General features: G+C 43.6%; 24 protein-coding genes, 1 pseudogene and 1 riboswitch. Of the genes and pseudogenes, 10 read left to right on the top strand and 15 right to left on the bottom strand.

What is annotated here, in order from left to right; genetic code table 11:
- Positions 1-9: 9 nt before the first annotated feature.
- The gene (locus JJQ88_RS11325; protein WP_210366011.1) at positions 10-450 is read right to left on the bottom strand and encodes an Lrp/AsnC family transcriptional regulator; all 441 of its coding nucleotides are present in this window, start codon (positions 448-450) and stop codon (positions 10-12) included.
- Between the two features lie 139 nt (positions 451-589).
- On the opposite strand from JJQ88_RS11325, the gene JJQ88_RS11320 reads away from it, so the two are divergent.
- Positions 590-1,642, top strand: a complete 1,053-nt coding sequence (locus JJQ88_RS11320) for an oxidoreductase (RefSeq protein ID WP_210366010.1) — start codon at positions 590-592, stop codon at positions 1,640-1,642.
- Between the two features lie 431 nt (positions 1,643-2,073).
- On the opposite strand, the gene JJQ88_RS11315 is transcribed toward JJQ88_RS11320, so the two are convergent.
- Complete coding sequence (locus JJQ88_RS11315; RefSeq protein ID WP_210366009.1) at positions 2,074-2,862, bottom strand: DUF4240 domain-containing protein; 789 nt, start codon at positions 2,860-2,862, stop codon at positions 2,074-2,076.
- Between the two features lie 256 nt (positions 2,863-3,118).
- Here JJQ88_RS11315 and JJQ88_RS11310 point away from each other — a divergent pair, with 256 nt between their 5' ends.
- Positions 3,119-4,426, top strand: a complete 1,308-nt coding sequence (locus JJQ88_RS11310) for an alkaline phosphatase family protein (RefSeq protein ID WP_210366008.1) — start codon at positions 3,119-3,121, stop codon at positions 4,424-4,426.
- 109 nt (positions 4,427-4,535) lie between these two features.
- Complete coding sequence (locus tag JJQ88_RS11305; protein ID WP_210366007.1) at positions 4,536-5,810, top strand: MFS transporter; 1,275 nt, start codon at positions 4,536-4,538, stop codon at positions 5,808-5,810.
- Positions 5,811-5,956: 146 nt separating this feature from the next.
- Here the strand turns inward: JJQ88_RS11305 and JJQ88_RS11300 are convergent, their stop codons facing one another.
- Positions 5,957-6,397: a DinB family protein gene (locus tag JJQ88_RS11300; RefSeq protein ID WP_210366006.1), complete on the bottom strand. Its 441-nt coding sequence runs from the start codon at positions 6,395-6,397 to the stop codon at positions 5,957-5,959.
- A gap of 278 nt (positions 6,398-6,675) precedes the next feature.
- Here JJQ88_RS11300 and JJQ88_RS21235 point away from each other — a divergent pair.
- Positions 6,676-6,933 (top strand): annotated as a pseudogene (locus JJQ88_RS21235) (IS1595 family transposase); the annotation flags it as partial.
- Positions 6,934-6,994: 61 nt separating this feature from the next.
- Here the strand turns inward: JJQ88_RS21235 and JJQ88_RS11295 are convergent.
- The 5 genes from JJQ88_RS11295 to JJQ88_RS11275 all read right to left on the bottom strand — a co-directional run bounded on the left by JJQ88_RS11295 (position 6,995) and on the right by JJQ88_RS11275 (position 12,663).
- Positions 6,995-7,444 carry a hypothetical protein gene (locus JJQ88_RS11295; RefSeq protein ID WP_210366005.1) on the bottom strand — a complete coding sequence of 150 codons (450 nt, stop codon included), beginning with the start codon at positions 7,442-7,444 and terminating at the stop codon, positions 6,995-6,997.
- Positions 7,445-7,681: 237 nt separating this feature from the next.
- On the bottom strand, positions 7,682-8,881 hold the full coding sequence (locus tag JJQ88_RS11290; RefSeq protein WP_210366004.1) for a phosphoglycerate dehydrogenase: 1,200 nt from the start codon (positions 8,879-8,881) through the stop codon (positions 7,682-7,684).
- A gap of 75 nt (positions 8,882-8,956) precedes the next feature.
- A riboswitch (ZMP/ZTP riboswitch) is annotated at positions 8,957-9,035 on the bottom strand.
- 83 nt (positions 9,036-9,118) lie between these two features.
- Positions 9,119-9,772 carry a pyridoxine/pyridoxamine 5'-phosphate oxidase gene (locus tag JJQ88_RS11285; RefSeq protein ID WP_210366003.1) on the bottom strand — a complete coding sequence of 218 codons (654 nt, stop codon included), beginning with the start codon at positions 9,770-9,772 and terminating at the stop codon, positions 9,119-9,121.
- Positions 9,773-10,179: 407 nt separating this feature from the next.
- A complete protein-coding gene (locus JJQ88_RS11280) occupies positions 10,180-11,073 on the bottom strand; it encodes a putative RNA methyltransferase (protein ID WP_246861096.1) in 894 nt (297 codons plus the stop codon).
- Between the two features lie 792 nt (positions 11,074-11,865).
- Entirely contained in the window at positions 11,866-12,663 is a 798-nt protein-coding gene (locus JJQ88_RS11275) for an alpha/beta fold hydrolase (protein ID WP_210366001.1), read from the bottom strand.
- Positions 12,664-12,745: 82 nt separating this feature from the next.
- Here JJQ88_RS11275 and JJQ88_RS11270 point away from each other — a divergent pair, with 82 nt between their 5' ends.
- Positions 12,746-13,708 (top strand): helix-turn-helix transcriptional regulator, encoded by a 963-nt coding sequence (locus JJQ88_RS11270; RefSeq protein WP_210366000.1) that lies wholly within the window; start codon positions 12,746-12,748, stop codon positions 13,706-13,708.
- Here the strand turns inward: JJQ88_RS11270 and pdxR are convergent.
- Positions 13,700-15,127, bottom strand: a complete 1,428-nt coding sequence (gene pdxR, locus JJQ88_RS11265; RefSeq protein WP_210365999.1) for a MocR-like pyridoxine biosynthesis transcription factor PdxR — start codon at positions 15,125-15,127, stop codon at positions 13,700-13,702. The genes JJQ88_RS11270 and pdxR overlap by 9 nt on opposite strands.
- Before the next feature lie 118 nt (positions 15,128-15,245).
- Here pdxR and JJQ88_RS11260 point away from each other — a divergent pair, with 118 nt between their 5' ends.
- From JJQ88_RS11260 to JJQ88_RS11250, 3 genes are all read left to right on the top strand, one after another.
- Positions 15,246-15,839, top strand: coding sequence for a thioredoxin family protein (locus tag JJQ88_RS11260; RefSeq protein WP_210365998.1), 594 nt, complete (start codon positions 15,246-15,248; stop codon positions 15,837-15,839).
- 48 nt (positions 15,840-15,887) lie between these two features.
- Positions 15,888-16,793 carry a DMT family transporter gene (locus tag JJQ88_RS11255; protein ID WP_210365997.1) on the top strand — a complete coding sequence of 302 codons (906 nt, stop codon included), beginning with the start codon at positions 15,888-15,890 and terminating at the stop codon, positions 16,791-16,793.
- 493 nt (positions 16,794-17,286) lie between these two features.
- Positions 17,287-17,733, top strand: coding sequence for a hypothetical protein (locus tag JJQ88_RS11250; RefSeq protein WP_210365996.1), 447 nt, complete (start codon positions 17,287-17,289; stop codon positions 17,731-17,733).
- 13 nt (positions 17,734-17,746) lie between these two features.
- Here JJQ88_RS11250 and JJQ88_RS11245 read toward each other — a convergent pair whose 3' ends face one another.
- The 4 genes from JJQ88_RS11245 to JJQ88_RS11230 all read right to left on the bottom strand — a co-directional run bounded on the left by JJQ88_RS11245 (position 17,747) and on the right by JJQ88_RS11230 (position 20,256).
- A complete protein-coding gene (locus tag JJQ88_RS11245; protein WP_210365995.1) occupies positions 17,747-18,178 on the bottom strand; it encodes a hypothetical protein in 432 nt (143 codons plus the stop codon).
- 162 nt (positions 18,179-18,340) lie between these two features.
- On the bottom strand, positions 18,341-19,231 hold the full coding sequence (locus JJQ88_RS11240) for a carbohydrate kinase family protein (protein WP_210365994.1): 891 nt from the start codon (positions 19,229-19,231) through the stop codon (positions 18,341-18,343).
- A 210-nt stretch (positions 19,232-19,441) separates the two neighbouring features.
- A complete protein-coding gene (locus tag JJQ88_RS11235) occupies positions 19,442-19,942 on the bottom strand; it encodes a GNAT family N-acetyltransferase (RefSeq protein ID WP_210365993.1) in 501 nt (166 codons plus the stop codon).
- On the bottom strand, positions 19,939-20,256 hold the full coding sequence (locus JJQ88_RS11230; protein WP_210365992.1) for a YciI family protein: 318 nt from the start codon (positions 20,254-20,256) through the stop codon (positions 19,939-19,941). The genes JJQ88_RS11235 and JJQ88_RS11230 overlap by 4 nt, the downstream gene beginning before the upstream one ends.
- A gap of 323 nt (positions 20,257-20,579) precedes the next feature.
- Between JJQ88_RS11230 and JJQ88_RS11225 the strand changes: the two genes are divergently transcribed.
- Positions 20,580-21,491: a LysR family transcriptional regulator gene (locus JJQ88_RS11225; protein WP_210365991.1), complete on the top strand. Its 912-nt coding sequence runs from the start codon at positions 20,580-20,582 to the stop codon at positions 21,489-21,491.
- 104 nt (positions 21,492-21,595) lie between these two features.
- On the top strand, positions 21,596-22,624 hold the full coding sequence (locus JJQ88_RS11220; RefSeq protein WP_210365990.1) for an NAD(P)H-dependent amine dehydrogenase family protein: 1,029 nt from the start codon (positions 21,596-21,598) through the stop codon (positions 22,622-22,624).
- Positions 22,625-22,878: 254 nt separating this feature from the next.
- Here JJQ88_RS11220 and JJQ88_RS11215 read toward each other — a convergent pair whose 3' ends face one another.
- Both JJQ88_RS11215 and JJQ88_RS11210 read right to left on the bottom strand, forming a co-directional pair.
- Complete coding sequence (locus JJQ88_RS11215) at positions 22,879-24,501, bottom strand: ABC1 kinase family protein (protein WP_210365989.1); 1,623 nt, start codon at positions 24,499-24,501, stop codon at positions 22,879-22,881.
- A gap of 276 nt (positions 24,502-24,777) precedes the next feature.
- A complete protein-coding gene (locus JJQ88_RS11210) occupies positions 24,778-25,614 on the bottom strand; it encodes an alpha/beta fold hydrolase (protein ID WP_210365988.1) in 837 nt (278 codons plus the stop codon).
- Between the last annotated feature and the right edge of the window lie 1,110 nt (positions 25,615-26,724).

Genomic DNA, 26,724 nt, shown 5'->3' with positions numbered 1-26,724 from the left:
AAGCCATCCTTATTCTTCATCCAGAACTGGAACGACTTTCCTCGACTCAATCGGTGACGACATAACAATCAATGTAGTAGAGTCGCCATACTTGCCGCTTGCATTTATAAACCTTTCCAATGAATCCATTGTTTCAGTCAATACTTTAACAAGATAATTGTATTGGCCGCTAATTCTATGCAGCTCAATCACATCTTGCGTTTCCTTGCAAAAGCGGATAAATGACTCGCAATCTTTTGTGTGGAATAGAATGTAAGCCATCGATTGTTTCTTTACTTTTGCCGGACAGACCGAGGCCCGATAGGACTGGATGATCCCTTTTTCTTCCATCCTTCTGACTCTTTCCGTCACCGCTGGCTGGGACAAGGCTACCTCTTTGCCCAGATCAGTCATTGAAATGCGTGCCTGATCCTGAAGAATCATCAAAATTTGTTTGTCAATTGTATCCATCAGCGTTATCCCCTTAAATATAAAATTCATTATTGAAAATAAACATTATTTTAAAGGATATTCTAACATATATCCTTTGTTTTTATATATAAAAATTAAAAACTTTTCTTTATGCTTATTGATAAGGAGAGTGATAGGAATGGACTACCCAAAACTGCTTGAATCAGTCAAGGTTGAAAAATGGAAATTAAGAAATCGGATTGTTATGGCGCCGATGACGCGAGGCTTTGCAGACGACCGCACTGGCACAGTCGGAAAAAATGTCGTGGAGTATTACCGCAGGCGTGCGGAAAAAGGCGCTGGCTTGATCATTACAGAAGGCATCGCAATCAGCCGAAGAGCAAAAGGGACATTTGGCGTTCCAGGATTGTATACTGAAGAACAAGTCAGAAGCTGGGTTCCCGTGACTGAAGCAGTCCACAAGGAAGGCGGAACAATCGTAGCGCAATTATGGCATGTCGGAAGATTGACCCACAGTGAGTTAACTGGCGGACTCCCTCCCCAGGCACCTTCAACTCTAAGAGCAGAAGGCCTTGTCCATCGGCTGCGGAAGCCATATGAAATGCCATGTGAAATGTCAGTGGATGAAATTAAGGATACAATCAAACAGTTCGCTAAGGCAGCGAAAAATGCGATGGCCGCAGGGTTTGACGGCGTAGAAATACATGGCGCGCACGGATATTTAATCGACCAATTCAATTCCGATATTTCCAATCTGCGGACAGACCAATATGGCGGTGGTTTGGCTACAAGGCTGACATTCATGAAAGAAGTGATCCATGCTGTCATGGCGGAAGCAGGAGAAGAAAGAACCGTCATCCGCTTCTCGGCATTGAAGGATGACCATCCGGAATACATGTGGGATCATCCAGACGAAGCAATTCAAACTTTCACCAAAACATTTAAAGAAACAGGAATAAAAATCCTCCATCCTTCTACAAACCATTTTGAAGATGTAATTTCCGGCGGATTGACTTTGCATCAAATGGTCCGCGAGTATTGGAAGGGAACCATCATAGGTGTAGGCGGCCTGACTCCTGCCAGTGCAGAGGAAGCAATAAAAAGACACATTATTGATCTGGCAGCTTTCGGCCGCCCCCTGCTCTCTAACCCGGATTTCAGCGAGCGGATAAAACAAGGAAATGAATTAATCCCTTACAATCCTGAAAAACACTTAGCGATTTTAAAGTAAAGCTATGTTAAAGACAAGTGTTGATTTTTGAAAGCTTATTGGTTGCAGCTGAAGGCACGTAGACTCCTCGAAAATACTAACGCATTTCCTTCATGCGTATGCAAACTCGAGAAAACCCATTCAGTGTCCTGCGGGAGTACGAGGCAGAGGGAGACCCCGGAGGCGCAAAGCGCCGAGGAGAAAGAAAAGCGGAAGCGCTTTGGTCAGCCCTGACAAGCACTGGGCGACTAAAACAGGTGCGTCCTGCGGCAAAGTCGGCATTAGGACTTCTTGTCCATCGAAGTGCCTGGAGTGGAAATCAACAATCTAATTCAACATAGCTTAATGTAAAAAATGTGGACCTATCTTTGTAGGATACGTCCACATTTTTTAGCCTCGAGACATAAAAACCTGGCTGTAGCTATTCCGCTATTAATCTTCTTCCATCTCTACTATTCCAAAGGGTTATGGCCAAAATGCTTCCAAAGCAAAGGATACTTCCTTTTTAATCCTTCCTCATCATCTTCGTCCCAGTCGAACTCGATCTCCTGGTCGATCTGTTCATCTCCGGTTAGTTTAACATAAAGGTCATAATATTCATCAAAGTCCATGCCTGTTTTTTCCTCATACGCCATACTGGCAGCCATCAGCAAGTCCTCGAATTGTGGGGCCTCTTCCGCTTCTTCCAGTATTTTTAAATAGGGAATCATTTTTTCGGGATCTTCGATGCAGGCATAGTATGATTCCTTCCCTAAATACATCAGCCAGGCACGAAAGTAGTCAAAACAATCATCCGAGCATCCGCCCATGACGATATAAGCTGCTGCCCATAAGTCTGATGTGTAGGATTTTCGATAATTTTCATTGAAAAAGTAATCAAACAAAACGATGTCTTTCAAAGGCTTTCTCATCAAATGGCTTACGAGCCACTCAAACTGTTCTTCGAGATCTTCACCTTTTTGCTTGGCTGTTTCGAGAAGCCCCCAAAACAGATCTTCCGTCATCGAACTTTCCTTGATCACCTGGTTTGCAGTTTCAGCAACACGGTACCCTTTTTTCAGCTTTGAGTTGATCAGTTTTGCAGCCTCTTTTTCACAAATCTCCTTCGTCTCAAATCCCTTTGCCTTTATTGCCCCAACTGTCCCAATCTTCCCATATGTAATCGTGTAAGATTTTCCGGCAATGGCAATCTTCCAAAATTTATTTGAAGTACCGTCCTGATAGATTAGTAATGTTTCCATTGATGTCCTCTCCCCTTCAAACTTAAACCTTCCCTAAAGTGCAAATAATCACCTATGAACACGCTACGCCCATCCGTAACTGACGCAGACTGCCTATTCGCCGGTTTCACTTGAAACCTGAATGTCCAAGCTATTCATTCCCCGCATCAGGATCATTTTCCTGTAAAAATAAAAGATTGTCTATTAACTTTTTCTTTTATTTTTTCCAAAATATTCTGTTATATTTATAATATAGAAATCATTTTGGAGGACTTCCATGAGTCGACTAACCGACCACTTAATTATCATTTCCTTTGATTGCCTTTCAGCTTTAGATGTGCCTCAGATGCAGGAACTTCCGAACTTCAAAGCTTTCATTGATAAAAGTTCTTTTTGTACGGATGTGGAGACGATCTATCCTTCCGTCACTTATCCATGCCACACAACAATTGTCACTGGCAACCTCCCAAACAAGCACTGCATCGTCAATAATACATTGATACAGCCTGGCAGGATATCTCCTGATTGGTTTTGGGAACGAAAGCATATTAAAGGAACCACTCTTTATGATGAAGCGAAAGATGCAGGCTTGAAGACCGCAGCGATCCTTTGGCCTGTTACAGCAAAAGCTGAAATTGATTATAACATGCCTGAAATATTCGCCAATCGGCCATGGCATCATCAAGTTCCAGTTTCACTCTTGAATGGGAGCTTCTTTTTTCAAATCAATATGCAGTTAAAGTTTGGACACATACGCAAGGGTACAGAACAGCCGCATCTAGATGATTTTGCTCTTGAAGCCGCTGTCCACACCATTAAGACCAAGAAGCCTGGGTTGATGCTGCTCCATTTAGTCGATCTCGATCATCAACGCCATCTTCATGGTTTTTCATCAGCAGAAGCAAGCGAGGCAATCCGCCGCCATGATGCGAGGCTCGGACGGATCATGGCGGCAATTGAAGAAGCAGGGATTTCAGGACAAAGCACCGTGGCCATCCTTGGCGACCATAGTGCACTTGATGAGTCTAAAGTCATAAAATTGAACGTATTGTTTATAAAACGTGGCCTTATAAAAATGGATAAGTCCGGTAAGATAGTTGGCTGGAAAGCCTTTTGCAAAAGCTGCGACGGTTCCGCATATATTTACGTAAAAGACGCGGCGGATGATAGCGTTAAGAACGAAGTCACCTCCATGCTGGCTGAGCTCCTGCGGGATCCAGAGAGCGGTATTGAACAAGCATTCACCGGACAAGAGGCAAATGCCCTGGGCGCGGACGGCCATGCATTCAGGATGCTTGAAGCCAGGCACGGCTATTACTTCAGTGAAGGTCTATCCGGCGATTACATAGAAGAAATCACAAGTGAAGACGTCATACGGAAAAAATATACTCGGGCCTGTCACGGCTACTCTCCGGAAAAAGAAGATTACAAGACAGTGTTCTTTATTTCCGGAAAAGGAATCCGCCCTGGGATCACCGTGAGGTCGATGCACCTGGTAGACGAGGGTCCGACCTTCGCCCGCCTTCTTGGATTGAATCTTGGCCATACAGACGGACGTGTAATTGATGGGATTCTGGATGAATGAATGTCCAGCAGGCAGCAACAGACCATTTAAGAGACAAAAAAACGATTTGACGAACAAGAATGGGATCGATTCAGCTAAATGAATGATAATTTTTAGGGGGACAATTAGGATGAAAGGATTCACGAAGGAGGAAAGCAGCTGGATTCGTTACGATTGGGCGAGTTCAGCCTACTCGATCATTATTTCTACTGCCGTTTTTCCGCTGTTTTACAAGGCAACAGCAACCAAAGCTGGGGTCAGCCTAGCGAATTCCACCGCTTATCTTGGCTACACGATCGCAATCGCTACATTTATCCTTGCTCTGATCGGCCCGATCCTAGGAACGATTGCGGATTACAAAGGGATGAAAAAACGCTTTTTTACAATCTTTTTTACCATGGGTGTCAGTTTTACCGCTCTACTTGCCTTCGTTCCAAGCGATAACTGGCTTTTGATGCTGATCGTGTATACAGTCGCGGTACTTGGCTCGACCGGCTCAAACGTGTTCTATGATGCATTCATCGTTGACGTCACCACCGATGAGCGGATGGACCGGGTCTCTGCACGCGGTTACGGCATGGGATACATCGGCAGCACGATCCCATTCATCATCAGCATTGCGATCATCATCCTGGCGCAGATGAAAGTACTGCCAATCTCAACGACATTGGCGAGCCAAACTGCTTTCATCATTACCGCCTTATGGTGGGGTCTGTTCTCGATCCCGATGTTCAAACATGTCCGGCAAAAACATTACATCGACCGTGAACCGAGGTTGGTATTGAACAGTTTCAGACGGCTTGGGAAGACTTTGAAGGAAATCCGGAAATACCGTTCCCTCTTCCTTTTCCTGCTGGCCTATTTCTTTTACATCGACGGGGTTGGCACGATTATCACAATGTCGACTGCCTATGGTACCGATTTGGGAATCAGTTCGACCAATCTGTTGATTATCCTTTTTGCGACCCAGGTAGTCGCATGGCCATTCGCAATCTTGTTTGGCAGGCTCTCCGAGAGGTTCACAGGCAAAAGAATGCTTTTTGTGGGGATCAGTATCTACATCATCGTCTGTATATACGCTTACTTTCTGGAAACGACCATCGACTTTTGGATATTAGCCATGCTTGTGGCTACCTCACAAGGGGGCATCCAGGCATTGAGCCGTTCTTATTTCGCTAAGCTTGTTCCTAAAGCGAACGCGAATGAATTCTTTGGATTCTATAACATATTTGGCAAATTCGCTTCCATAATGGGACCGCTCCTTGTAGGGGCGACTGCTCAGCTTACAGGAAAATCAAGCATGGGTGTCTTCAGCCTTATCGTCCTCTTTATCATAGGAATGGCCATCCTTGCTTTTGTTCCAGAGCCGGAGGAAAAAGCTGCACAGGCACCTGAAATTGCATAGGGCTCCCTTTGACTGAAACCACTCACCAATTCAATGTGAGTGGTTTCATTTTTCCCCTCAACTGTTCTCCATCCACTTACGATCCTCAAACAGAACCTTCAACGCCAAATACTTTTTCGACCTGCATGATTGTGGGAATGCGTCCATCACTGAATCCCGTTTGCCGGGTTCCATGAACCATGCGCCTTCCGGATATGGACGATCTGGCCAATATGATAGGCCGCATGGATTGTCAAATAAGTGATATTTTCTGCCCCCTTGATTAGTGTGTCCTCATCACATGTCTCGACTGCGTTTGTCAACTCTGACATGATGGCATCGAATAGGCTGATTGTCTCATTCCAGCTTTGCCTGTCAAGATTTCCAAAAGTCTCATCAATACTTGTTAAACCTTCGGCAACGGGCAGTCCAGTGAAACGGTCCCAATGCCTCTTGTGATAATAATTCAAATGACGGACGATTTCCTGAATTGAATGCCCTTTCCCTTCTGCCTTCATGTAAGCCTGCTCCTCTGTCAAACCCTTCAATGCACTCTGCATCGATACAAACCAGGTATCAGTATTATGGATGGCCTGCAATTGATCCAACAATATCTCCCTCACACTCAACATAAATCCCGCCTTTCATTTCATCAATTCGATATTATTTTCTATGTTACTATTTATTTCTCCTTCGAAAATCATATGATTTATTTTAAAAACTGTCTGAATTTTTAAAAAGCCATCTCCCGTTTGGAAATGGCCATTGTCAAAATGGTATGAGACTGGGTTTAACAAACTTTGACGCTTTTCATTCCTTCTTTTCAGGTTGCACTTGATCTTTGCTTTATCCTCTGGTTTGCATTCTTTCTCTTTTCAATGCAACCATCGACCTAAGTAAAGAAGTGTATGTCAAGAAAGGTATATACCATCTTCAGCACGTTAGCAACTACCATTAACACTTGAAAGATTGGATGAAGAGGTTCCATGGTGTGGCAACTAAGTATTTGGATAACTACCTGTACTGGTTCAACTTCCTTCAACAGAAAAAGAAAATGGAGACCAAGGAGCGAATAAACCTAATGCTTTTAAGTGCGTGTCAACAACCCATTTTGATTACGGTCAATCATTTGCGTAAAGTGTAAAAACAGCCACATCCAAGAGGAAGCGGCTGTACTTTGTTATGCAACTGTGACTCCCGTATTTTTACTTAAATGACTCTGCAATTGCAACCATCATTTGCTTGGTCTCTTTTTCGTCAGTATAGTTTGTCAAGATGTAATGGTAATCGCCATCTGTCCAATGGATTGATGGTCCAGGACCCTCTATAAAGAAACCGTCATTCCCATTAACCATTACATTCTCTTTGCTTTGAAGGTCGTGATATTCAACTGGGGATGGTTGAACAGTCAATGAAAACTGCATCCCTTTCTCCCCTTTAAAAATCACCTCGTTTATATTTGTTTCGTGAGGCGGATTAACTCGTTCGTACTCTATTATGGTTATGGGAAATCTTGTTGGTAACTTTAGAGAAATACCTTCCTTTTTTAATTCTTCTTTAAGTTCGGTATGGTCAAATTTTACCTCTTTTTGACTACAGCCCAAAATTATCAATGGAACTAATAAAAATAACAATATAGACAATACTCTTTTCATCAATCCCCCTCCCTTATACCTACATACGTTTTATTTATCACAATGTTTCAGTTTCATTTAAAATCAGCATTTAATTTTCCATAAAATAGCTAATAACCCCTTTTGTATGCTATCAGCAACAATCCTTAAGAAAACAGCCGATGTCCACTCGATTGTTGGTTTCTTTCATCCTGTCCATCCCATTATGATCCTTATGTAAAAAAGCCGAATCGGTAAAGATTCGGCTAAAAACTTAAATTAAATGACCCGGGTCCTGACGATGCCATCAATCTCATTGATTCTCTCAATCAGACCAGGAACGGTTTCTCCATTTATCTTGTTGTCTATATCGATCATCGTATAAGCAAAATCTCCGCGGCTTCTGTTCAGCATGTCAGCGATGTTCAAATTGTAGCCTGAAATGGCCTGAGTGATCTGGCCAACCATATTTGGGATATTTTCATGAAAAGCCGTTATTCTCCGCTTCCCTGTATAAGGAAGAGAAGCATTTGGGAAGTTGACTGAATTTTGGATGTTCCCTGTTTCCAAAAAGATTTTCAACTGGCGTGATGCCATGAAAGCACAATTTTCCTCTGATTCTTTTGTTGACGCGCCAAGGTGCGGAATTGGAACTGCATTTTTCATCTTAAGGACATTTTCATTCGGAAAGTCCGTGATATACTTGCCAACAAGACCACTCTCAAGTGCTGCTGCCATATCCGTTTCATTGACGAGTTCTCCCCGTGAGAAGTTTAAGATATGAACTCCTTCTTTCATAAGGTTGAATGTTTGCTTGTTGAACATTCCTTTCGTATCATCCGTCAGCGGCACATGCACGGTAATGTAATCAGCTTCAGCGAATAGCTGTTCGATCGTCATGGCACGCTGGACGCTGCGTGAAAGGTTCCAGGCTGTGTCTACGGAAATGAACGGATCGAAACCAATCACATCCATATCAAGGGATAACGCATCATTGGCCACAAGGGCACCGATCGCTCCAAGCCCAATCACGCCCAGGGTTTTGCCCTTGACTTCTTTTCCAACAAATTGTTTTTTTCCTGCCTCTACAAGCTTTGGGATATCTTCCCCCTTGCCAGCCAATGCCTTTGTCCATTGCACTCCGGCAAAAAGGTTGCGTGAAGAAGCCATCAGAGAGGTCAAAACCATTTCCTTTACTGCATTGGCATTAGCACCTGGTGTATTGAAAACAGCTATCCCTTGCTCTGTGCATTTTTTCACAGGGATATTATTCACACCGGCTCCTGCGCGGGCAATAGCTTTCAACCGGTCGCCAAATTCCAGTGAATGCATATTGAAACTGCGGACGATGATGGCATCGGGATTTTCACTTTCATTGTCAATCGCGAAATGTTCTTTATCAAAGACCTTCAGCCCGCTTTCAGCAATCTGGTTCAACGTCTTGATCGTTTTAACTCTGTCCAGGACAAATGTGTTCATTTTTTCTTTCCCCTCCGTTTTTTCATAAAGGTGTCCAGCGAAATAAACAGAAAGAGGCAAGGGATTGGAATCCCTTACCTCTGCCCAGGCGAACGGCTTCGACACTATGTGCTCCCTCACGGTACTCCGTGTTTCGCCAGTCACACATAGCCTTTAGGTTTTTTTAATCTTATCAAATGATTTAGAAAACTTCAACCCTTTAAAGTACGAATTTCAGTAATTTCCACTAAAAAAGGCTTATGGCCATAATAAATCTTTTAACCATTCGTTGTTTAAAGAGGTGTATCGCACCCTATGGTGTTTGCGCCCTTCATCTCCCTGCCAAAACTCAACTTCGTTCGCTTCCAGACGGTACAAAGTCCAGAAAGGGTAAATGAGTCCTGGATCGGAATCCAGTTCCATCAATTGCTTTGATAAGGCTGCATCAATTTCCTCCCGCGTTTCCATTAAATCGCTCTGTCTTCCTGCAAGTGCTGTTGCCCGCGCAACCTTCCCCCGCGCTAAAAAGTCAGAAGCGCTTCTCTCTGCATCCATTTTTCTTACCATCCCCCTGATCCTGACTTGCCTGCCGATTACTGGCCAGTAAAACGTCAATGACGCAGCGGGGTTTTCCTGAATTTGCTTTCCTTTCCGGCTTTGTGAACTTGAAGCGAAATACCAGCCGTGTTCATCTGCATCCTTCAGGATCAGGACCCGGGCATCCGGAACACCATTCTCATCCACTGTCGATAACGTCATCGCATGGGGTTCCTTCACTTTGTAAGCAAGTACAGAGTCGAACCATTCCGCAAATAGCGGATACGGGTGATCCGGCAGATGTTCTAAATCAAATGAGGGGAAAGGTCCCTCCAGAGCTTTTAAATCCCCTAACTTTTCTGTTAAATTGTCCATTTTATCCCCTTGTAATAGATTTTTTGATTGCTTCTACTTGTGATATCCTTCTTTTTTACAGATTGAAGCGCACTATTTCTAATGTTCGCCCGCAGCAAACTAAATTCCTTTTTTAAAAAATCTTTTAGTTCCCTCTTTCCCCCATCTGCTGCCCCCTATCTGAGAGACAGTGGCATTTACTAGGAAATAAATCGAAAATGTTATAAATACAGATGAAATAACATGTTTAGCACCATGAAAAACCGTTCAAATAGCAATCCAAGCGATCTGTTTTGTTGATGTCTTCTTCAACTAAAGCAACTTTATAGCCCGCATTCGTGAGACCACCGTATTAAATTGAGGAAGTTGAATAACAAACATGAAGGTTGCTCAGCATGAGACTGTCTTCATGTTTGTTATTATCTCTATTATTTAAATGCTCTTTTACCAATTAGGATCTCCAAATCAACAGTTATTTGAGCTGAATCCTTATTTAGAAAAGAATTTACTCGTTCCTTTGTTGCTGTCCAGGTTAAAGGAGTCATTTCAACCAAACTTTGAAGTGAAGATTTGTTAAGGTCTATCGTATAACTTAACCTTAAAGAATCTATAAACAGAAAATTTTCAATAAATCTCTCCACAGTTTCTGCATTAGAATAACTCTGTTTTTCTGGTTTATGAAAAAGGCATTCTCTTAACTCCTTTAAATAACCACTTTGAGGTACAATCTTAATTACTAAACCATCTGATTTCAACAATCTATTAAATTCGGCATAATTCGAAGGAGATAGGATATTAAGAATTACATCGAACTGTTCATTCCTAAATGGTGTGTTTACAAGGTCAGCCACAGCCCAAATCTTGTTAGAGCAGTTCTTGGAAGCCATCATGATACCTTCTTTGGAAATGTCTATTCCTGCTCCTGTTACATTTTTAAAAAAGTCAGGACTAACAATATCGCAAATAGTTGAAAGGTGTGAACCCTCGCCACAACCCGCATCCAGTATAAATATTGTTTCTTTTTCCTTTTCAACATGATCATTTATAGCTTTTGCAATTGCGTTGCTTAATGGTTTATAAAAGCCACCTTCAGTAATGAGTTTCCTTCTTGCTTCAAAAAGTTCCTTGGTGTATTTCGTTATCGAGTTAGATGTAAAGTTAATATAACCTTGCTTGGCAAAATCAAACGTATGATGGTTTGAACAGACTAAACTTTTCGATTCTAAAACCTTCATAGAAGATTGACACATTGGGCAAGCAAAAAGGCCTTCATAATTCCTTACATAATTTGCACTTTCAATTCTTTTATTTTTTTTAAACAAAGAAGTCACCTCATTCATTCGTTTTTAGATAAATGAAAAAGGCATAGACAAATAAACCCACATCATATTCTTAAAAAATATGAGTTGGATTCGAAAGTAGTCTATACCTTGTTCTACCTATAACGAATGTATTGAATGATCATCAAGAAAACTCCTTTTTCACCTGATAGGGATTGATACCCACTCCTAAATAATAACGCGCACACTATCATATTGCCAATACTTTTTTATACTCCCCGTTTTGTTTAATGCAGCCCAATGCTAAATAGAATTTAACAAAAAATTACAAATACCTTTTATTATCAAAACGAACAAAACCAATGACACCACATTCAAGGTATTTATTACCACGATGACAACGGCTATAGCCATGAAGTGATTTGGGTTGTGATTTCGTGTTCTGATTTGTGTTTTATCAACTTTATGATCGTTGATATGAAAAGGCTGTTTTCTAAAAAATTGTTGGTTTCTGAATCAATTTCAAGGAAAAAACATTGATCGGAACGGAAGGTGCGAGACTCCGCAGGATCAGCTGGAAAGTTGGGCCCCTACAGGCGCATTTGCGCCGAGGAGGCTCAACTCACTCCGCTCTGAAAGCGAGCAGCATGAAGTGTAAATCAACCATTTATTTAAAAAGCAAAGTTTTCGAAAACAGCCTATGAAAAGAATTGCAGAATCCAGATCAAAGGCGATTTGGTCTGCTAGTCAGCATTATTTCTATGTTTCTACCTAAAAACCGAACTACTCAGTTTACGAGCAACCAGTTTGTAATTAAAATCGTCAATCATTCAGTCAAGAGCGATTGCCAAGAAAGGTTTTGATTGATGAGCAAAAACCCTCGAGATCGTGAAAATGGACATCGTGTCCACAATCCTCGAATAAGACAAGCTGGGTATTGGGTCTGATTGCTGCCATCTTTTTGGCCTGTTGTGTGTCCAAGAAAATACTTTTCATTCCATGAATAAGCAAGATCGGACAGGATGTTGCGAGCCAATCAGCCCACCAATCCCCATTTACTTTCTGCTGGGAGACGGCCATGCCTGCTCGATCGAAGCGTAACCCCCATCCTTGTTCATCTTCGAATGCACTTTCCAGGAAATAATCAACGCTCCTTAGTCCAACATCCAACAGGGATTGTTTCAATTTTCTTAATGACTCGCACCTTGCAGGGAGCTTTTCGATAAAAGAAAGGTCTGCCTGGATTTCTACTCCGACATCTTCGACAATCACAGCATCAACAAGCTCTGGATAACGCGCTGCAAATTGGTAGGCATTCACCCCTCCCAACGAGTGGCCAAGCAGCGTTACGCTTTTCCCGCCGAGTTCATTTTGAATGAAAGAAAAGATGTCCTCCAAGTAGCTATCACGTGAAAAATCTTTATCGTCTGGGTGCTCGCTCCATCCATGCCCGCGCTGATCCAGTGCAACGACCCGCCAATCTCCGAATTTAATTGCGACCTCGGAAAATGTCCGAGCGTTTCCAAAATGGCCATGCAGCATCAGCATGGTTTTTTCATGGTCACCGCCAAAATCAAGATAAGATAAAGTAAGGCCACTGGACAAAAAGAATTTTCGAATGGGACTGTTCATGATTTAATTCTCCTTTATTGTTCTTTTCACCATCATAGCTTACAATAGTGACAAAATATGTCATATTTAACCGGAGGTTGGTATGTCAAAGGCAAAAAGATTGAACGAAATGATCATGATGGTGAATCGGAAACGCAGATTTACTGTTGGTGAGTTAGCGCAGGAATTCGGGGTGTCAAAGAGGACGATTTTGCGCGACCTCCAGGAATTAAGCGAAATGGGAGTCCCGTTATATTCAGAAGTGGGCCCTCAAGGAGGCTACCAGGTATTGAATGAGCGGATTCTTCCAGCTTTTGCGTTCAGCGAGGATGAAGCCATTGCCGTTTTTTTTGCGATTCATGCCTTAAGACATTATATTTCCCTGCCTTTCGATACCGAATACGAATCGATAAAAAAGAAGTTTTACCTGAACTTGTGCGGCAGTTTAAGAGACATGATCGATTTAATGTTGGATAAAATCGATTTCTTGGCAAGCCATCAGCGTAAGGATATTCCGTTTTTAAAACAGCTTCTGCATGCTTCGATTCATCACGAAGTCCTCCTGATCCAATACGACACCAGAGGAAGGCAAAGCGAACGTTCCATCCAGCCAATCGGGATTTATGCCAAAGAAGGAAGCTGGTATTGCCCGGCCTATTGTTTTTCAAGGAAAGATTACCGGGTATTCAGATGCGACCGGATCACAGATGTTGAGATTGATAGCAATACCAATCCGATTGATCTTTCTGAAATAACATTAACGAATCGTTTTTCAGTCGAAAGTCACAAAAAGGGTTCTCTTGAACTGAAGGTGGCTCTTACAGCAGCCGGAGTAGAAAAATATCATGCTGTCCAATGGCCGAATACGTGTCTGCATCAATATCCCGATGGAACAGGTACCGTTAAAGGCCTGATCGCTCAACAGGATCTCAGCTTCTTTGCAGAGTATCTCCTTTCACTTGGTGAGCATGCAAGGATAGAAGAACCAGCAGAACTAAAAGATGCCCTTATGGATAAGCTTCATCTGCTGGTCAAACATCATGGCCTGGAGACGGGGTCAATCTAGAATGCCAGACCAAGCTTCTTTCAACAGCAAGATCCCTGTTTCCATCTCCTCTTCACTGATTCCTCCGAAGCCTAAATAGATATTTGGATATTCAGCAGGTTTTTCTTTTATCCACATTTGCCGGAAATCATAAACTTTGACTTCCCTTTCTTTGGCCAGCTGCAACAATTCCGCAGCGCTCAATTTTGTACGGACTGTTAACTGGATATGAAGTCCGGCGCTATGTCCAGTAATGATACACTTTTCATTAAAGTGAACTTGGATCAATTCAATTAATCTGCGATGCTTTTTCCTGTAGACATTGCGCATCCTGCGAATGTGGCGGTACCAATGCCCCTGTTCGATAAAGCTGCTCATGGCCCATTGATCGACCCTTGATGGGCAAGCCAGTAAATGGCGGATCGTTTCCAGCTTCTCTGCCAACTCCATCGGCAAGACCATATAATTCATCCGGAATGCCGGTGAAAACGCCTTGGAGAACGTTCCAATATAAATGACCCTTCCGTGCTGGTCCAGGCTTTGCAAGGAAGGGATGGGTTTGCCGATGTAACGGAACTCTCCATCATAATCATCCTCCACGATATAGCCCTGTTTGCTGTACGCCCAATTCAGAAGCTGTTCTCTCTCAGCATAAGGCATGACCTTCCCGGTCGGAAACTGGTGTGATGGTGTCACATAGACCATTTGGGCTTTGCTCTCGTCCAATTTCTCAACCGGAAACGGACCATCTTGGATTGGAATCGGTACGACCTCAAAATCATTCAGCCGGAACTGTTCCCGTACCGGCTCGAATCCGGGCTCCTCCATGCCAACCAACTTCACATCGGTTAATAATTTCGAAAGAATACCAATGCTGTAGGAAATCCCCGATCCAATGATGATTTGTCCAGGTGAACAGATCACTCCCCGGGAATTCCTCAGATATGTGGCCAGTTCTGCCCGCAAGGAGGCTTCCCCCTGCATGTCACCGTATTCCCCGATGCTTCTGAAAAAGTCTTCCAGTATATGATTCAAGGTCTTCTTCCAAATTCGAATCGGAAACATTTCCTTATCTACTGCAGAAGGATCAAAATCAATCTTCCAGGTTTTCTTTGCCGTTTGCAATCCGAGGAGCAATGAGCCGGGGCTGTCCCTCCGTGAATTCCTCTGCTTTACCAGCGGAGGACTCTCTTCCGTGTTAACCGCATATAACCCGGAACGATCCTTGCTGATCACATACCCTTCTGCAATTAACATCTGGTAAGCAGTTTCAATTGGTGTTTTGCTTATATTCAACTGTGATTGAAGAGATCGGATTGACGGGAGCCGTGAGCCATCAGAAATATTCCCATTTCTGATTTGAGTCCTGAATTGCTTGTAAATTTGCAAATAAAGCGGGGCATCGTTCTGTTCCTCCGTGGCTAATAAAATTTCAAACACGGACATCACTCCAACCTGTCTTTTATAATTTATAAAAACTGTCCATTTTTAAATGGTCAATTAAATTATATATTTGTAATGTATTTCCAACAACCATTGAAAAAGGGAGATGTGCGCAATGAATAAGCAGTTGAATTTACAGCATAAAATCGGAACAGGGATCACCCCACAGCAATTCATCGGAGGCATGACGAGAAACCAGGAAGAGCTCATACACTGGTACACTGTATTCACGTGGGAAAACAAGGAAGAAAAAAATTTCTTTGACGCTTTTAAAAACAGGAACAGCTTATACAGCCTCATCCTTTGTACGGATTGGTGCCCCGATGTCATATGGAATGTACCGGTTTTATTGCACGCGAATGAAAGAAGCCAGATTCCGACTGAAATATTATTAATGGAAGAACACCTGGAGACCATGGATTTATTTTTGACAGACGGCGGCCGGAACCAGCCAATCGCAGTGTATCTTGATCCAAATGGGAATGTACTTGGCAAATGGGGAGCACGGCCAGCCTATATCCAGAAATTCATGGACGAATTCCGGAAAGAGAACCCGGACCGCAACGCAGCAGGATATCAGGAAAAAGTCTTTCATAAGCGGAGGGAAATTGCCGCCATTTACAAAGCTGGTACAGAATACCAGGATGTCATCATCAAGGAGCTGCATCAATTATTTTCGTCATTCCTTATGAAGGAACCTCTACTGTAAAACCGGGAATTTTCCTGGAGAAGACATTAAAAAGAAAGCAGGTATCTAATGAATCGGATCCTTATTTTAACGCTCGTTTTACTCAGCCTTATATGGGGCGGCTCTTACTATTTCATCAAAATCCTGCTTGAGGATTTTGGGCCTTGGACAATCGCATTTCTCCGCTCTTCACTCGGCTTGTTAACAATCAGTGCTATCATGCTCCTTACCGGGAAAGAATTCGGACTAAAAAAGATTCCCTGGCTGCCAATGACAATCATGGCACTGATCAATACTGCGATTCCCTGGGCCATCATTGGCTTCAGCGAGACAAGGCTGACGAGCAGCTTCGCTTCTGTACTGAATGCGACAACCCCATTATGGGCAATCGTTGTCGGGCTTCTATTCTTCAATAGCAAAACGGATCGGTACAAGCTGCTTGGCATGGGCACAGCAATTTTTGGCCTCGTTATCTTGCTTGGCCTTGAACCCGGATCTGTTGTTTCCGTAGACTTATTGGGATTCTTCGGCATGATCCTGGCTTCACTGTTTTATGCGATTGGTTCCTATCTATCCAAGCGACTATCGGAAAGATTGTCAATGTACCAGGTTACCTTTGGAACTTTACTTTGCTGTATGGCAGGTAGCGGGGGTGCCGCATTGGCAACTGAAAAGATTACCTTAACAGGTTTGTATAATCTCACGACACTTGCAGCTTGGGCAGGACTTGGCATCCTGGGGTCAGGAATTGCCTACATCCTTTTTTACTTCCTCGTTCAAAACGGAGGACCGGAAATCGCGACGATGGTTACCTATCTCATTCCTGTCAGTGGAATCATCTGGGGATCGACGATGCTAAATGAGGAAATCCATTTCAGTCTTATAACTGGGCTAGTCTTCATCCTGGGTGGTATCTATCTTGCCGGTAAAAAAATCCCTGAAAAAACAGCTGAAAACCTGAAAGTATCCTCGTAGGACAGATCTAATGAATACGAAGATCAGTCAGAGTAACTATCCTCATTCCCCTTCTGAGAACCTGTTCCGTATCTAGAAGAGGATCAAATGCGATAGAAGCAGCCGGCCATTTCGGATGGCCGGTTTGTTCCTTGCTTAGCTGCGGAGTATTCCACTTACCTAATCTGCTTTTACAAAGCACTCGTCCATTCTCCTTCTGCCATCAACCGTTTGGGCTCTATCTCGCCATCTTTGTGCTCATCCTGCCTTTGCCAGCAGCTGTTTGGGCACTATCTCGCCATTTTAGTTCCCCTTCCCATCAGCCGTTTGGGCTCTATCTTGACATATTTGTTCCATTCCCAGCAGCCGTTTGTGCTCTATCTTGACACATTTGTTCCATTCCCAGCAGCCGTTTGTGCTCTATCTTGACACATTTGTTCCATTCCCCTTTTTACACATAGGAGCATAGACTGGATACTAGGCATTTGAATAATGCAATGAAGGAGGGATTGATGTGCAGACGAGACAGAACCAGGCAATCAGTTTGCCGTTTCCATCACGTTGGGGAATTGACGCTGACATTGGTGAAAGGCCAATTATCAGAGGGATCCTGAACATCCAGTCCGTTTCGGGCAATTCGGTCACTGGCACTGTCAGTTTTCGCAATACCCACCAGCCGATCATCGGAACCTGGGATGAAAACAGGAAACAACTCACCTTTGAATCACCGTATGCCATTTTTGCCGGCCAGATGGCAATCTATGATGATGCAGCAATCAGAGTCCGTCATTTTGTTCTTTCCGGAAAGTTCACGATGAAGCCATCATCCGAGATGCCCGGGGAATTCGGGAACTGGATTGCAGCCTCGGATTCGCGATTGACCGGACCGCCCATCTACACAGGCGCCATTCCTCCCGTAGGTGTGTATTTGCTTTCGGATTTGCTGTACCGGAGCCAATAATGAAAAAAAGTCTTCAGGCTTTCTGTTCTGAAGGCTTTTTCAATAGCCATCCCAGAATTATTCCGAAAATTCCGTGCCCGGTCATCCAGAGAAAAAAAGCATAGCCACTGAATATCCCAGGAGTACGCTCTGAAAGTAAAGTCGTCGGATAGAGCAGCAGCCCAATGGCTAAACTGATTTTCACAACCCAGCCTGCAGATAAACTATATTTCCTCTGATAAAAATAGAGCACAATGCTTAACAAAACCGAAATCGCCAAATGGAGCGAAAACTCTCCCCATTCAGGCAGTCTGAACCTATTGAGGACCGGTACATAGTCAACGTTTAACAGCAGGGTGTAGACCTTCATCCCGGTAAGGCTCTCAGCCATTTTCAAGAAAAATCCGAGAGCCAACCCTGAAATGATTCCTGCAGCAACCGCTTTCATAAAATTTCGTCGATTCATTCCTGAGCCTCTCTTGATTTAGATTTAATTTTTTTCCAGGATGATCCTTGTCATTTTTAAATCAAACATTCATCGGGGAGAAGAATATGGAATCTAACGGGGGTGATATCGCTTATTGTCTCAGTCCTCACCCTAAACAGCTGCTTGTTGGAATCCATCAAGTTAATCAAAATAAATACCATATTCCATTTCAAGCAAGGCCCCGCTCAGTCCTTCATAAACCAGCTCTTTGCAGGAGATACAGAGACCTGCACAAATCGTTCCCAGCTTAAGAGATTCTTCGGTATCCTTTCCTGTTAAAAAACCATATAAAAAGCCTGAGAAAAAGCTATCACCTGCGCCACTTGCATCCTTGCAATGAAAAGCGTCGATGGCCGGCGTTTCGATCCATCGGCCATCGTTCATCAAAGCAGTTGAACCTGATTCCCCATGGGTACAGACAACTAATCCCTTGCCCATGTTCATCCACTTCTCCATGACAGCCCGGTACTCAGGTATGTGATCGGAATTGAAAAATATGTAATCCGCCAAATAAATGAAATCTTCATGATACGGGTTCCCAGGATCATAATCGTGCAAATCAGTCCATACCGGTTTGCCGTATTTTTTTATAAGCGGAATAAGGTGCTTTGAATAAGGAACGATATTGAGGACAATCAAATCAGCGTCCTTGATCAGCTGCTCAATCCTTTTCAGGTTCAGGTGCAGCTCGGCAGATGACCGGGTCACAAAAAACGAAATCCGCTCCCCACGGTCACTCATAAGATTGATGTGTCTCTCAGTCCCCTTCGGATCATGGTCATAAACAAAATCTACGCCGGCTTCATCCAGCTTCCTCCTGATCTTCGCCCCATACTCATCATTTCCAATGATCGAATGCAAGGTAGTCGGCACCTTCAGTTTGGTCAGATTCAACGCCTTACCCGCACCTGTCGAACCGACCGTTTCATTGAATGGGACAGAATGGATGGTCTGCGGATGAGGCAATGGCAGTTTTTCCACATAAATGATTGAATCATAGGAAGTACCGCCGATGACAAGCACCTTTTTCATATCGCATCTCCTCTTCTTAATTGCAGCTCATTTCGTGTAAAAGCAATCAATTGCACGCAGAATGTTTCTGTCTGCTCTATGTCGAGCATAACAAAGAATATGCAGCATGCATGAAGATAAGATGACAGATTATTTACAAGTTTATGGATTCTCCTTCATCATCTTACTTGAACCCCGGACCATCAAAGTAAAGGTGCCTGTCAAATCATCTTATCCCTGACAAAGCTTTTTTTCATATTGGTTATGTCCGTCATTGCAGCCAACAAGCCGGAAACCATGTTCGCGGTAAAAATGATTCAATTTTTTGTTGTCTGCCACACAATCAAGCTTCAAGTAGCCGGCCTGGCACTTGAAATTCGTTTCGATCCAGGTCAATAAATCCCTTCCCAGTCCATTTTTCATATACGATGGCTTTATTGCTAATCTATGTAGATAGAGAGAACCAAATTCGTCCTGTTCCCCCCAAATATGCTTGTCCCAGTCACTTTTATCCCTGGAAAGCGTAAAGGTCGCAATCATCCCTCCTTCATTTAAAACGATGTAGGTAGCCTGATTTTCGATTGCCCTCTTGATTTCTTCATCTTCCCCCCCGTGCAGAAGGAAACTCCACTGTTTGATCCCTTTCTCCTTCAACCACTGCGCGGTTTCCTTCAAGAAATCAATGATCTTATGGGACTCATCCTGTACAGCAAGCTTGACAGCAAATCTCATTCCACTAAATTCCCCTTGGTCTGGGGTATGTCCATTAACCAGTTATTTTCATCATTTGCTGGCAAAAATTCATTTATTTCATAGGCTTGATAGTATTTTTCCGCGATGAATGGGTCATTGGCAAGCAATTTCCTCACATGGTCCAGGCTTTCACAATTAAAGATCATCATCGCACCATCGTTATTAACATATGGACCGCACATTACCAGATGCCCCATAGAACTCAATTCTTTCAAATAATTCACATGATGCTGGAGCAAGTCAGTTTTCAACTCTCCCTGTCTCTTATCTTTCAAAATGGCTAAGCAATACATGAAAAGCCCTCCTTCACGAATATATGTTCGTGATTAATTATACACGTTTACAGAAATTTTAGTCAATTTAAAGCCGCGTTTTAAATTCAAAAACTCTTTCACGTATGAAATCGATGTAATTGGGGGTGCTTGCAATGGGAGGTTTATTTTCCCTATTTATTTCGCTGGAGCAGCAATCATTCATAAATTTGATAGTTTCCAGAGACCCATTTATAATTATGATTTATAAATCAGTGTTTTTTTATTTCAGAGTCGGCCGGTTTCCGTATCCTTCCCTGTTCTTAAAAAAGTTTATACAAAAATTTCCAATGAAGGTGGACCTCATGAATTTATTAGCATTCCGTTATTTTTTAGAGATTGCCCGAAGCCTGAATTTCAGCAAGGCTTCGAAAAACCTCCATATCTCCCAGCCGGGTCTGAGCCAGCAAATCTCCGGCCTGGAAAACGAACTCGGCTTTAAGCTGTTGAACCGTTCGACACGGAAAGTCACACTTACGGAGGAAGGTGAATACTTATTCCAGCGTCTCTCCCCTTCTTTTGAACATATCGATTCGATCATCAGGGACATTAAACAAAATCAACGGATCCCAAAAGCCGTTATCAAAATTGCCTCAGTTCCGTCTGCCGCAAGCAACTGGGTTCCTGCGCTTTTGAAGGAGCTTCGCAAAACGATTCCCGAACTGGAGTTTTTCCTCCAGGAGGTACCATCAACGCAGGGAATCGAGCTGGTCCAAAATGAAAAATGCCATCTTGCTTTCATACGGACACCCCTGGATACAAGGCAGATAACGGACAGCGGCTTGAAAATGATCGAATTCACACGTTTCCCGCTTGAAGTGATCGTCTCTGAGGGACACGTGGCTGGTTCAGCGCAATCTGTGGATTTATATAATATGAGAAATGAGACATTTATCCATTATGACAAGGAGGCTTCTCCCTCCCTCTATTCCCTTCTTGAACACGCCTGCCGGACGGCAGGGTTTGTGCCGAACAGCATCGGGGGCGGGCCCGAGATATTGACGATTGCCAATCTGGTTTCAAACAATCTTGGCATTACGATTATGCCGCGGGACATGTTCTATCTCATCCAGTCATTTGGCATCAAAGCATTGACAATAAAAGGACAGCAGCTATCAAGCTCCATTTCCGTCATCTGGAAGGAATCTTCCTATATCCCGCTCGTGACAAAACAGTCGGTCGAACTGATCAGGGATATGACGTTGGAAAAGGATTGATAAGCTCAAATTATAAGTATATAAGAATTGTGTATTTCCCCTTCTGAAAGCCGGCTGGTACGATGGAGAATGAAAACAGCCAAATAACAAGGAGTGGTAAGCCAATGCTGGAGACCATCGCAAAAAAAACAACTAATGAAAAGCTGGATTTGTTACTGTTTGGACTCGGTCCGATCGGAATACAAATCCTGAAAAAAAGTGTGTTGAATCATGGAGCGAATATTCTCGGAGCGATAGATATCGATCCTGATAAAGTAGGAAAGGATATTGGGGACTTGATAGGAACTAGGCCTCATGGCATTTCGGTTACTTCCGGTCTGAAAAAAAGAGCGGATGAGCCAAAGAGCCGTAAGGTAGCAATTCATGCGACAGGCTCCAATCTTAAAGCTGTCTGGCCGCAGATCAGGGAGCTGCTTGACCATGGATATTCCGTCGTCTCGACTTGTGAACAGCTTTCGTTCCCATGGCACCGCTACCCTCAACTAGCTAAAGAAATCGACCAGTATGCGCGCAAGAAGAATCTCGCGGTATTGGGAACAGGAGTCAATCCCGGATTCATTATGGACAGCTTGCCTGTTTTTCTTTCTTCCGTCACTAACGAATTTTCGAGCATTAACATTACCAGAAAAGTCGATGTCTCGAAAAGGAGGATTCCTTTGCAAAAGAAAGTCGGCGTCGGCATGACAAAAGATGCATTTAACCAGTTGGCTACCGAAAACAAAATTGGCCATGTCGGGCTTGAAGAATCATTGCGGATGGTCGCCCACGCATTGGGCCTTGAGCTTGGCAGCGTCGATAACATGATTGAACCGGTGCTTGCGGAAAGCAAAATGGATCTCGCCCTTTGCAGCGTTGAAATCGGGGATGTATGCGGACAGCATCAAATATCAAAAGGCTATACAAAAGACGGAAAAGAAGTTGTCCTTGAACTTACAATGGCGGCTGGTATCGTCCAGGAAGACCGGATTGTCTATAAGGGCGAAGAAAAGGTGGAACTGGTCATACCAAATGGCATATTCGGAGACACAGCTACTGCAGCGATTGCCATTAACAGCGCAAAAGCACTAAGCTCCTGCGAACAAACAGGATTGCTGTCAATGGTCGATATCCCAGTGACTAGAAACTCTAGATAACATCAGAAAAAGCAGGTTCACACTGAACCTGCTTTTTAGGTGTCAATTAACAATCAACATCCCTGGTTGCCCATACCGACGTCACCCTGCCGGAGACGAAAGACTATGGGATTAACATATGCATCGCAGTCCCTGAAAACGGTTCTTGCATTAGGTGCCGCTACCGATAAAATCCCTGGACTTCCCTGCTACGTCGTGTGCCAGGACAGGTACACAGGTACCCTGAAACGATGTCACTGTTAGTGGCGACGCTATCATCGTTCATTTTGATAGCCAATTGCCTTCATCCACTTTTTTTGTTTCCTTGAGGCATTGGCATAAATAATGATTGCCAGGCCGGTGATGACGGTGGATGGTCCCCAAAGGACAATATCCTGCAAATAAATGCCAGCATAAAGGCCTGCCATGCCAGCAATCGCTGTAAACCCGGAGTGTTTCTTCCGATTTTCATATAGGGAGAAATGAAACTCCCTTTTCTGCAGCGTTTCTTGCTGTTCAGCTAGCTGTTCCGGCAGATGCAGGAGACCCAACAAGGAATGGACCGTCTGAAAAAAAGGCTGTGCAGAGACCCAGTTCATAATCCATCGCCATTTCGCGCCGTTGCCGCTTTGATTCAGCCAATCCTTGAATACCGGCTTGGCAATCTCCAATATGTCCCGACCAGGATTGACCGTCTGAAGGATGCCTTCCATTGTCCCGACAGAACGCCCGAGAAAGATAAAGCGGGTCGGTACCTGGATGGGAAGGGACTTGATAATCTCGGTGATTTCCTTTTTCACCTCGAACAAATCTTTATTCTTATATTCCTCAAGGTCAAATGTGATTGCTTCCTCAAGCAACGTTTCCACTTTTTTGACATCAGCCCCCGGTAACAGGAATCCCAGTTCTCCCAGGACACCGACTGCCTGTGCGTAATCATTCAGCAACACTGCGTGCACAAGTTTCTGGAATCTGGCTGCGTCATTTTTTGAAATTTCCCCTACCATGCCGAAATCAAGCAGGATGATGGTACCATTCCCATCTATCAGGACATTTCCGGCATGCGGGTCGGCATGGAATACCCCAGGTTCGAGCCACTGGGGCATAAAAAGACGCATAAGCCGCTCTGCCAATTCCCCCCGGTCAATGCCCGACTGATCCAGAAACTCGGTGTTCGTTATCCTTTCCCCTTCAACCCATTCCATCACCAGCACACTAGCCGTAGAAAGCTCCGGATAAACCTTGGGAATCTTGAGCCTGTCAACGGATTCAAACCGTGTACGGAACCGATTGATCGTCTCCAATTCTGCGATAAAATCCAATTCCCGCTCAATCACCAGCTTCAGTTCGTCAAATAATAGCTGAAAGTTGATAAAACCTTTAGGTATCGGCGCTAAGTGCCTGACCAGCCAGAGGACGATGGCCAAGGACCGAAAATCTGTTTTCATGATCGCTTTGATTGTTGGCCGCTTCACCTTGATTGCTACTGTAGTCCCATCTTTCATCTTTGCCCGGTATACTTCGCCAATCGACGCCGAAGCCACTGCTTTTGTTTCAATCGACTCAAGTTTTTCCTGTATGGGCCCCTTCCATTCACGCTCCAGCACTTGCTGGATTTCCGGCCATGGTGAAGGTGGGACATGATCGACAAGATCTTGTATTTGGCCGATGAACCCTTCCGGGAATAGATTCCGGCGTATGCTGAGCATTTGGCCAACTTTTATCAATAAGCCCTCAAGTTCAAACAACAGATTCCGGAATCGGCGCCCAATGGCACTCCATAGTTCTTCCCACTCGTTATCGGATTTTTTGCGCAGGTTATACCAATATATCAGGAAGATAACCGTAATCCCAAAAGAAAGGATTCTCAACATCCTCCACCACTTTTTCTCTTTCAAGCCTGACCCTCCCCTCACCTAATTGCCAATACTGCCTATCTTTCCTTCTATTATATGACAGCAAAGGACAGATATGGAACCGCAGATGCGTTCATGTTGAGCCAATAACTAGCTGAATTATAGATAACGACTCCATGGTAATCACTTTTTTCATCAAGCCGGCCACGGATGACATGGCAACCGTACGGTATTTCTTATCACATTTGTCTGCACGGTCAACTCAGCCACACGACATTTGCAGCCACACTTTTCCAAAATCGTGTCAGCGTGAATAAATTATATTCTATTAAATATCACCTTTCTGAATTCCTCAGGCTGCTCCAAAAAAGGATAATGATTGCTCTCCTCGAAAATGTATAGCTCCGAATCGGGAATCAAATTGTGCATTTCAAGTGAAAATTGGACAGGGCACTGGACGTCATGGAGCCCGCAGAGGATGAGCGTCTTTGCAGTGAGGTTGCCAAGCTGCCGCGTCACATCGAAAATCAACTGCTCCCTAGCAAAGAAATTCAGTCGTCTCACGGACATTGTCTTTACAATCTTTTTTGAAAAATACTCTTCAAACTTTTCCGGCCTGCATAAAGATAGCTGCATCCGTTCCCGCGATAACCGCTTTCGTTCCTTGCCGGTAAGGTCATCCTGTTTCAATCGCTCGATTAATTCCTGCATCTGTTCAAAACTCGGATGTTCTTTGTGATAGATGCAGCTACTGGATGAAGTAGTATATTCCCTGGCAGCAGTCCCGACGAGGATCAACTTTTTCAGCGACGGAGAAAAATGGATGCCATACAGCACGCCAATCATTCCGCCCGTCGAGTGTCCAGCAAATATCCACATTGGAAAGCCCAGCTTATTCCTTATAGCTTCAAGGTCATATATCGCATCCACCAAGCTCAATTCATGTGGTTCACGCTCAGCATCCGTATTTCCTGCCCCCTTTAGATTTACGAGAAATACCTTGTTCCTCTCAGTGAACACATCTGCGAAATAATCCCCACTCTCGTTGTATTCCGAATAATGATGGGTGACACACACTGGATCGCCTTCCCCTTTTACAAAAATCTCGAAGGTTCCCCTTTCGGTCCCTACCATTATCTGTTCCCAGCCTGTCATGGAAATCACCTGCCAAGTTATCTACTTAAACTCATTGTAACAGTCCTGTTCCTTTCATGATGTTATATCGAACAAGAAAATGACCACAGTGCGAATTGTGGCGCATTCTTCAACAGGGGATTGGCGTTATTTATTCTGCAGAGGAAAAAATAGCCCTCAGCCATTTTGCCTAAAGGGTTCCGTCTTTGGAGAGACAAATACAAATAACACTGTAAATAGCAGACCAATTCGCATCTTCAGACCATCTATCTACAATGTTATATTCAAAACGGACAACGACTGTTCAATGGCCTCCTTCTATGTTGACCAACTCATTTACAATGCCCATCTTTACTTTTGACTATTTATTATCATAGCAATCAACTTGTAGATTCCATATACAAACAAAGCTAAAATCCCCAGCATGATTAAAATAACTGGCCAATTAATTTGAACTAACATATAGCAAAAACGCCTCCTATTCCCTCCCTTATTTTCTTAAATATACCAAATATTACACTTGTATTCTATCGAAATTCAAATTTTATTCCTTTATTAAAAGCAAAATAGCCGACAAGAGGGGTTGCATTTAGCATCTCTTACTATCGGATTTGCTAGATTGTGGTGAAATTGGCGCGGTTTTTGCACCGGTTTTCTTCAACTCTGAAAATCACTCTGTTTTATTGTGACGATGTTGTTTCAAGTGGCTTAAAAAGTGGACGGGGATCCATCCCATTAATACAGACGGGGATTACCACATTTACACATACAGCCTATGACTATTGCCGGTTTCTCGTCGGAGCTTCATGCCTCGGTTTCTGAACGGATGATTGGTCAATCTCTTTCATCCCTTTTTTAACGGGCGCTCCCGGCGGTGTCTTCAATCATTCTATCTTTCGATTTTAGATGCAATCTATCGTTGCCGCTCTGTTTGTGGCGCCTGTTCCATTGTTACTTTCACTTGTGCCCCTGATGGGTGACACGCACTGGGTCGCTTTCCCCTTACTTTTACAAAGGCTGTGTTAAAGCTGAATGTTGTTTTTAATGGAACGGGAGGGACTGACTCCTCGAAAATGCTAATGCATTTCCTTCGTGCGTGGGCGAATTCGCCGGAGCCTTTCAGTGTCCTGC

It is taken from the genome of Bacillus sp. REN3 (assembly GCF_017912555.1).
In the GTDB taxonomy this organism is placed as follows: Bacteria; Bacillota; Bacilli; order Bacillales; family Cytobacillaceae; genus Mesobacillus.
Note: the sequence above shows the minus strand (reverse complement) of the source record. Positions and strands in the feature narration are given on the sequence as shown.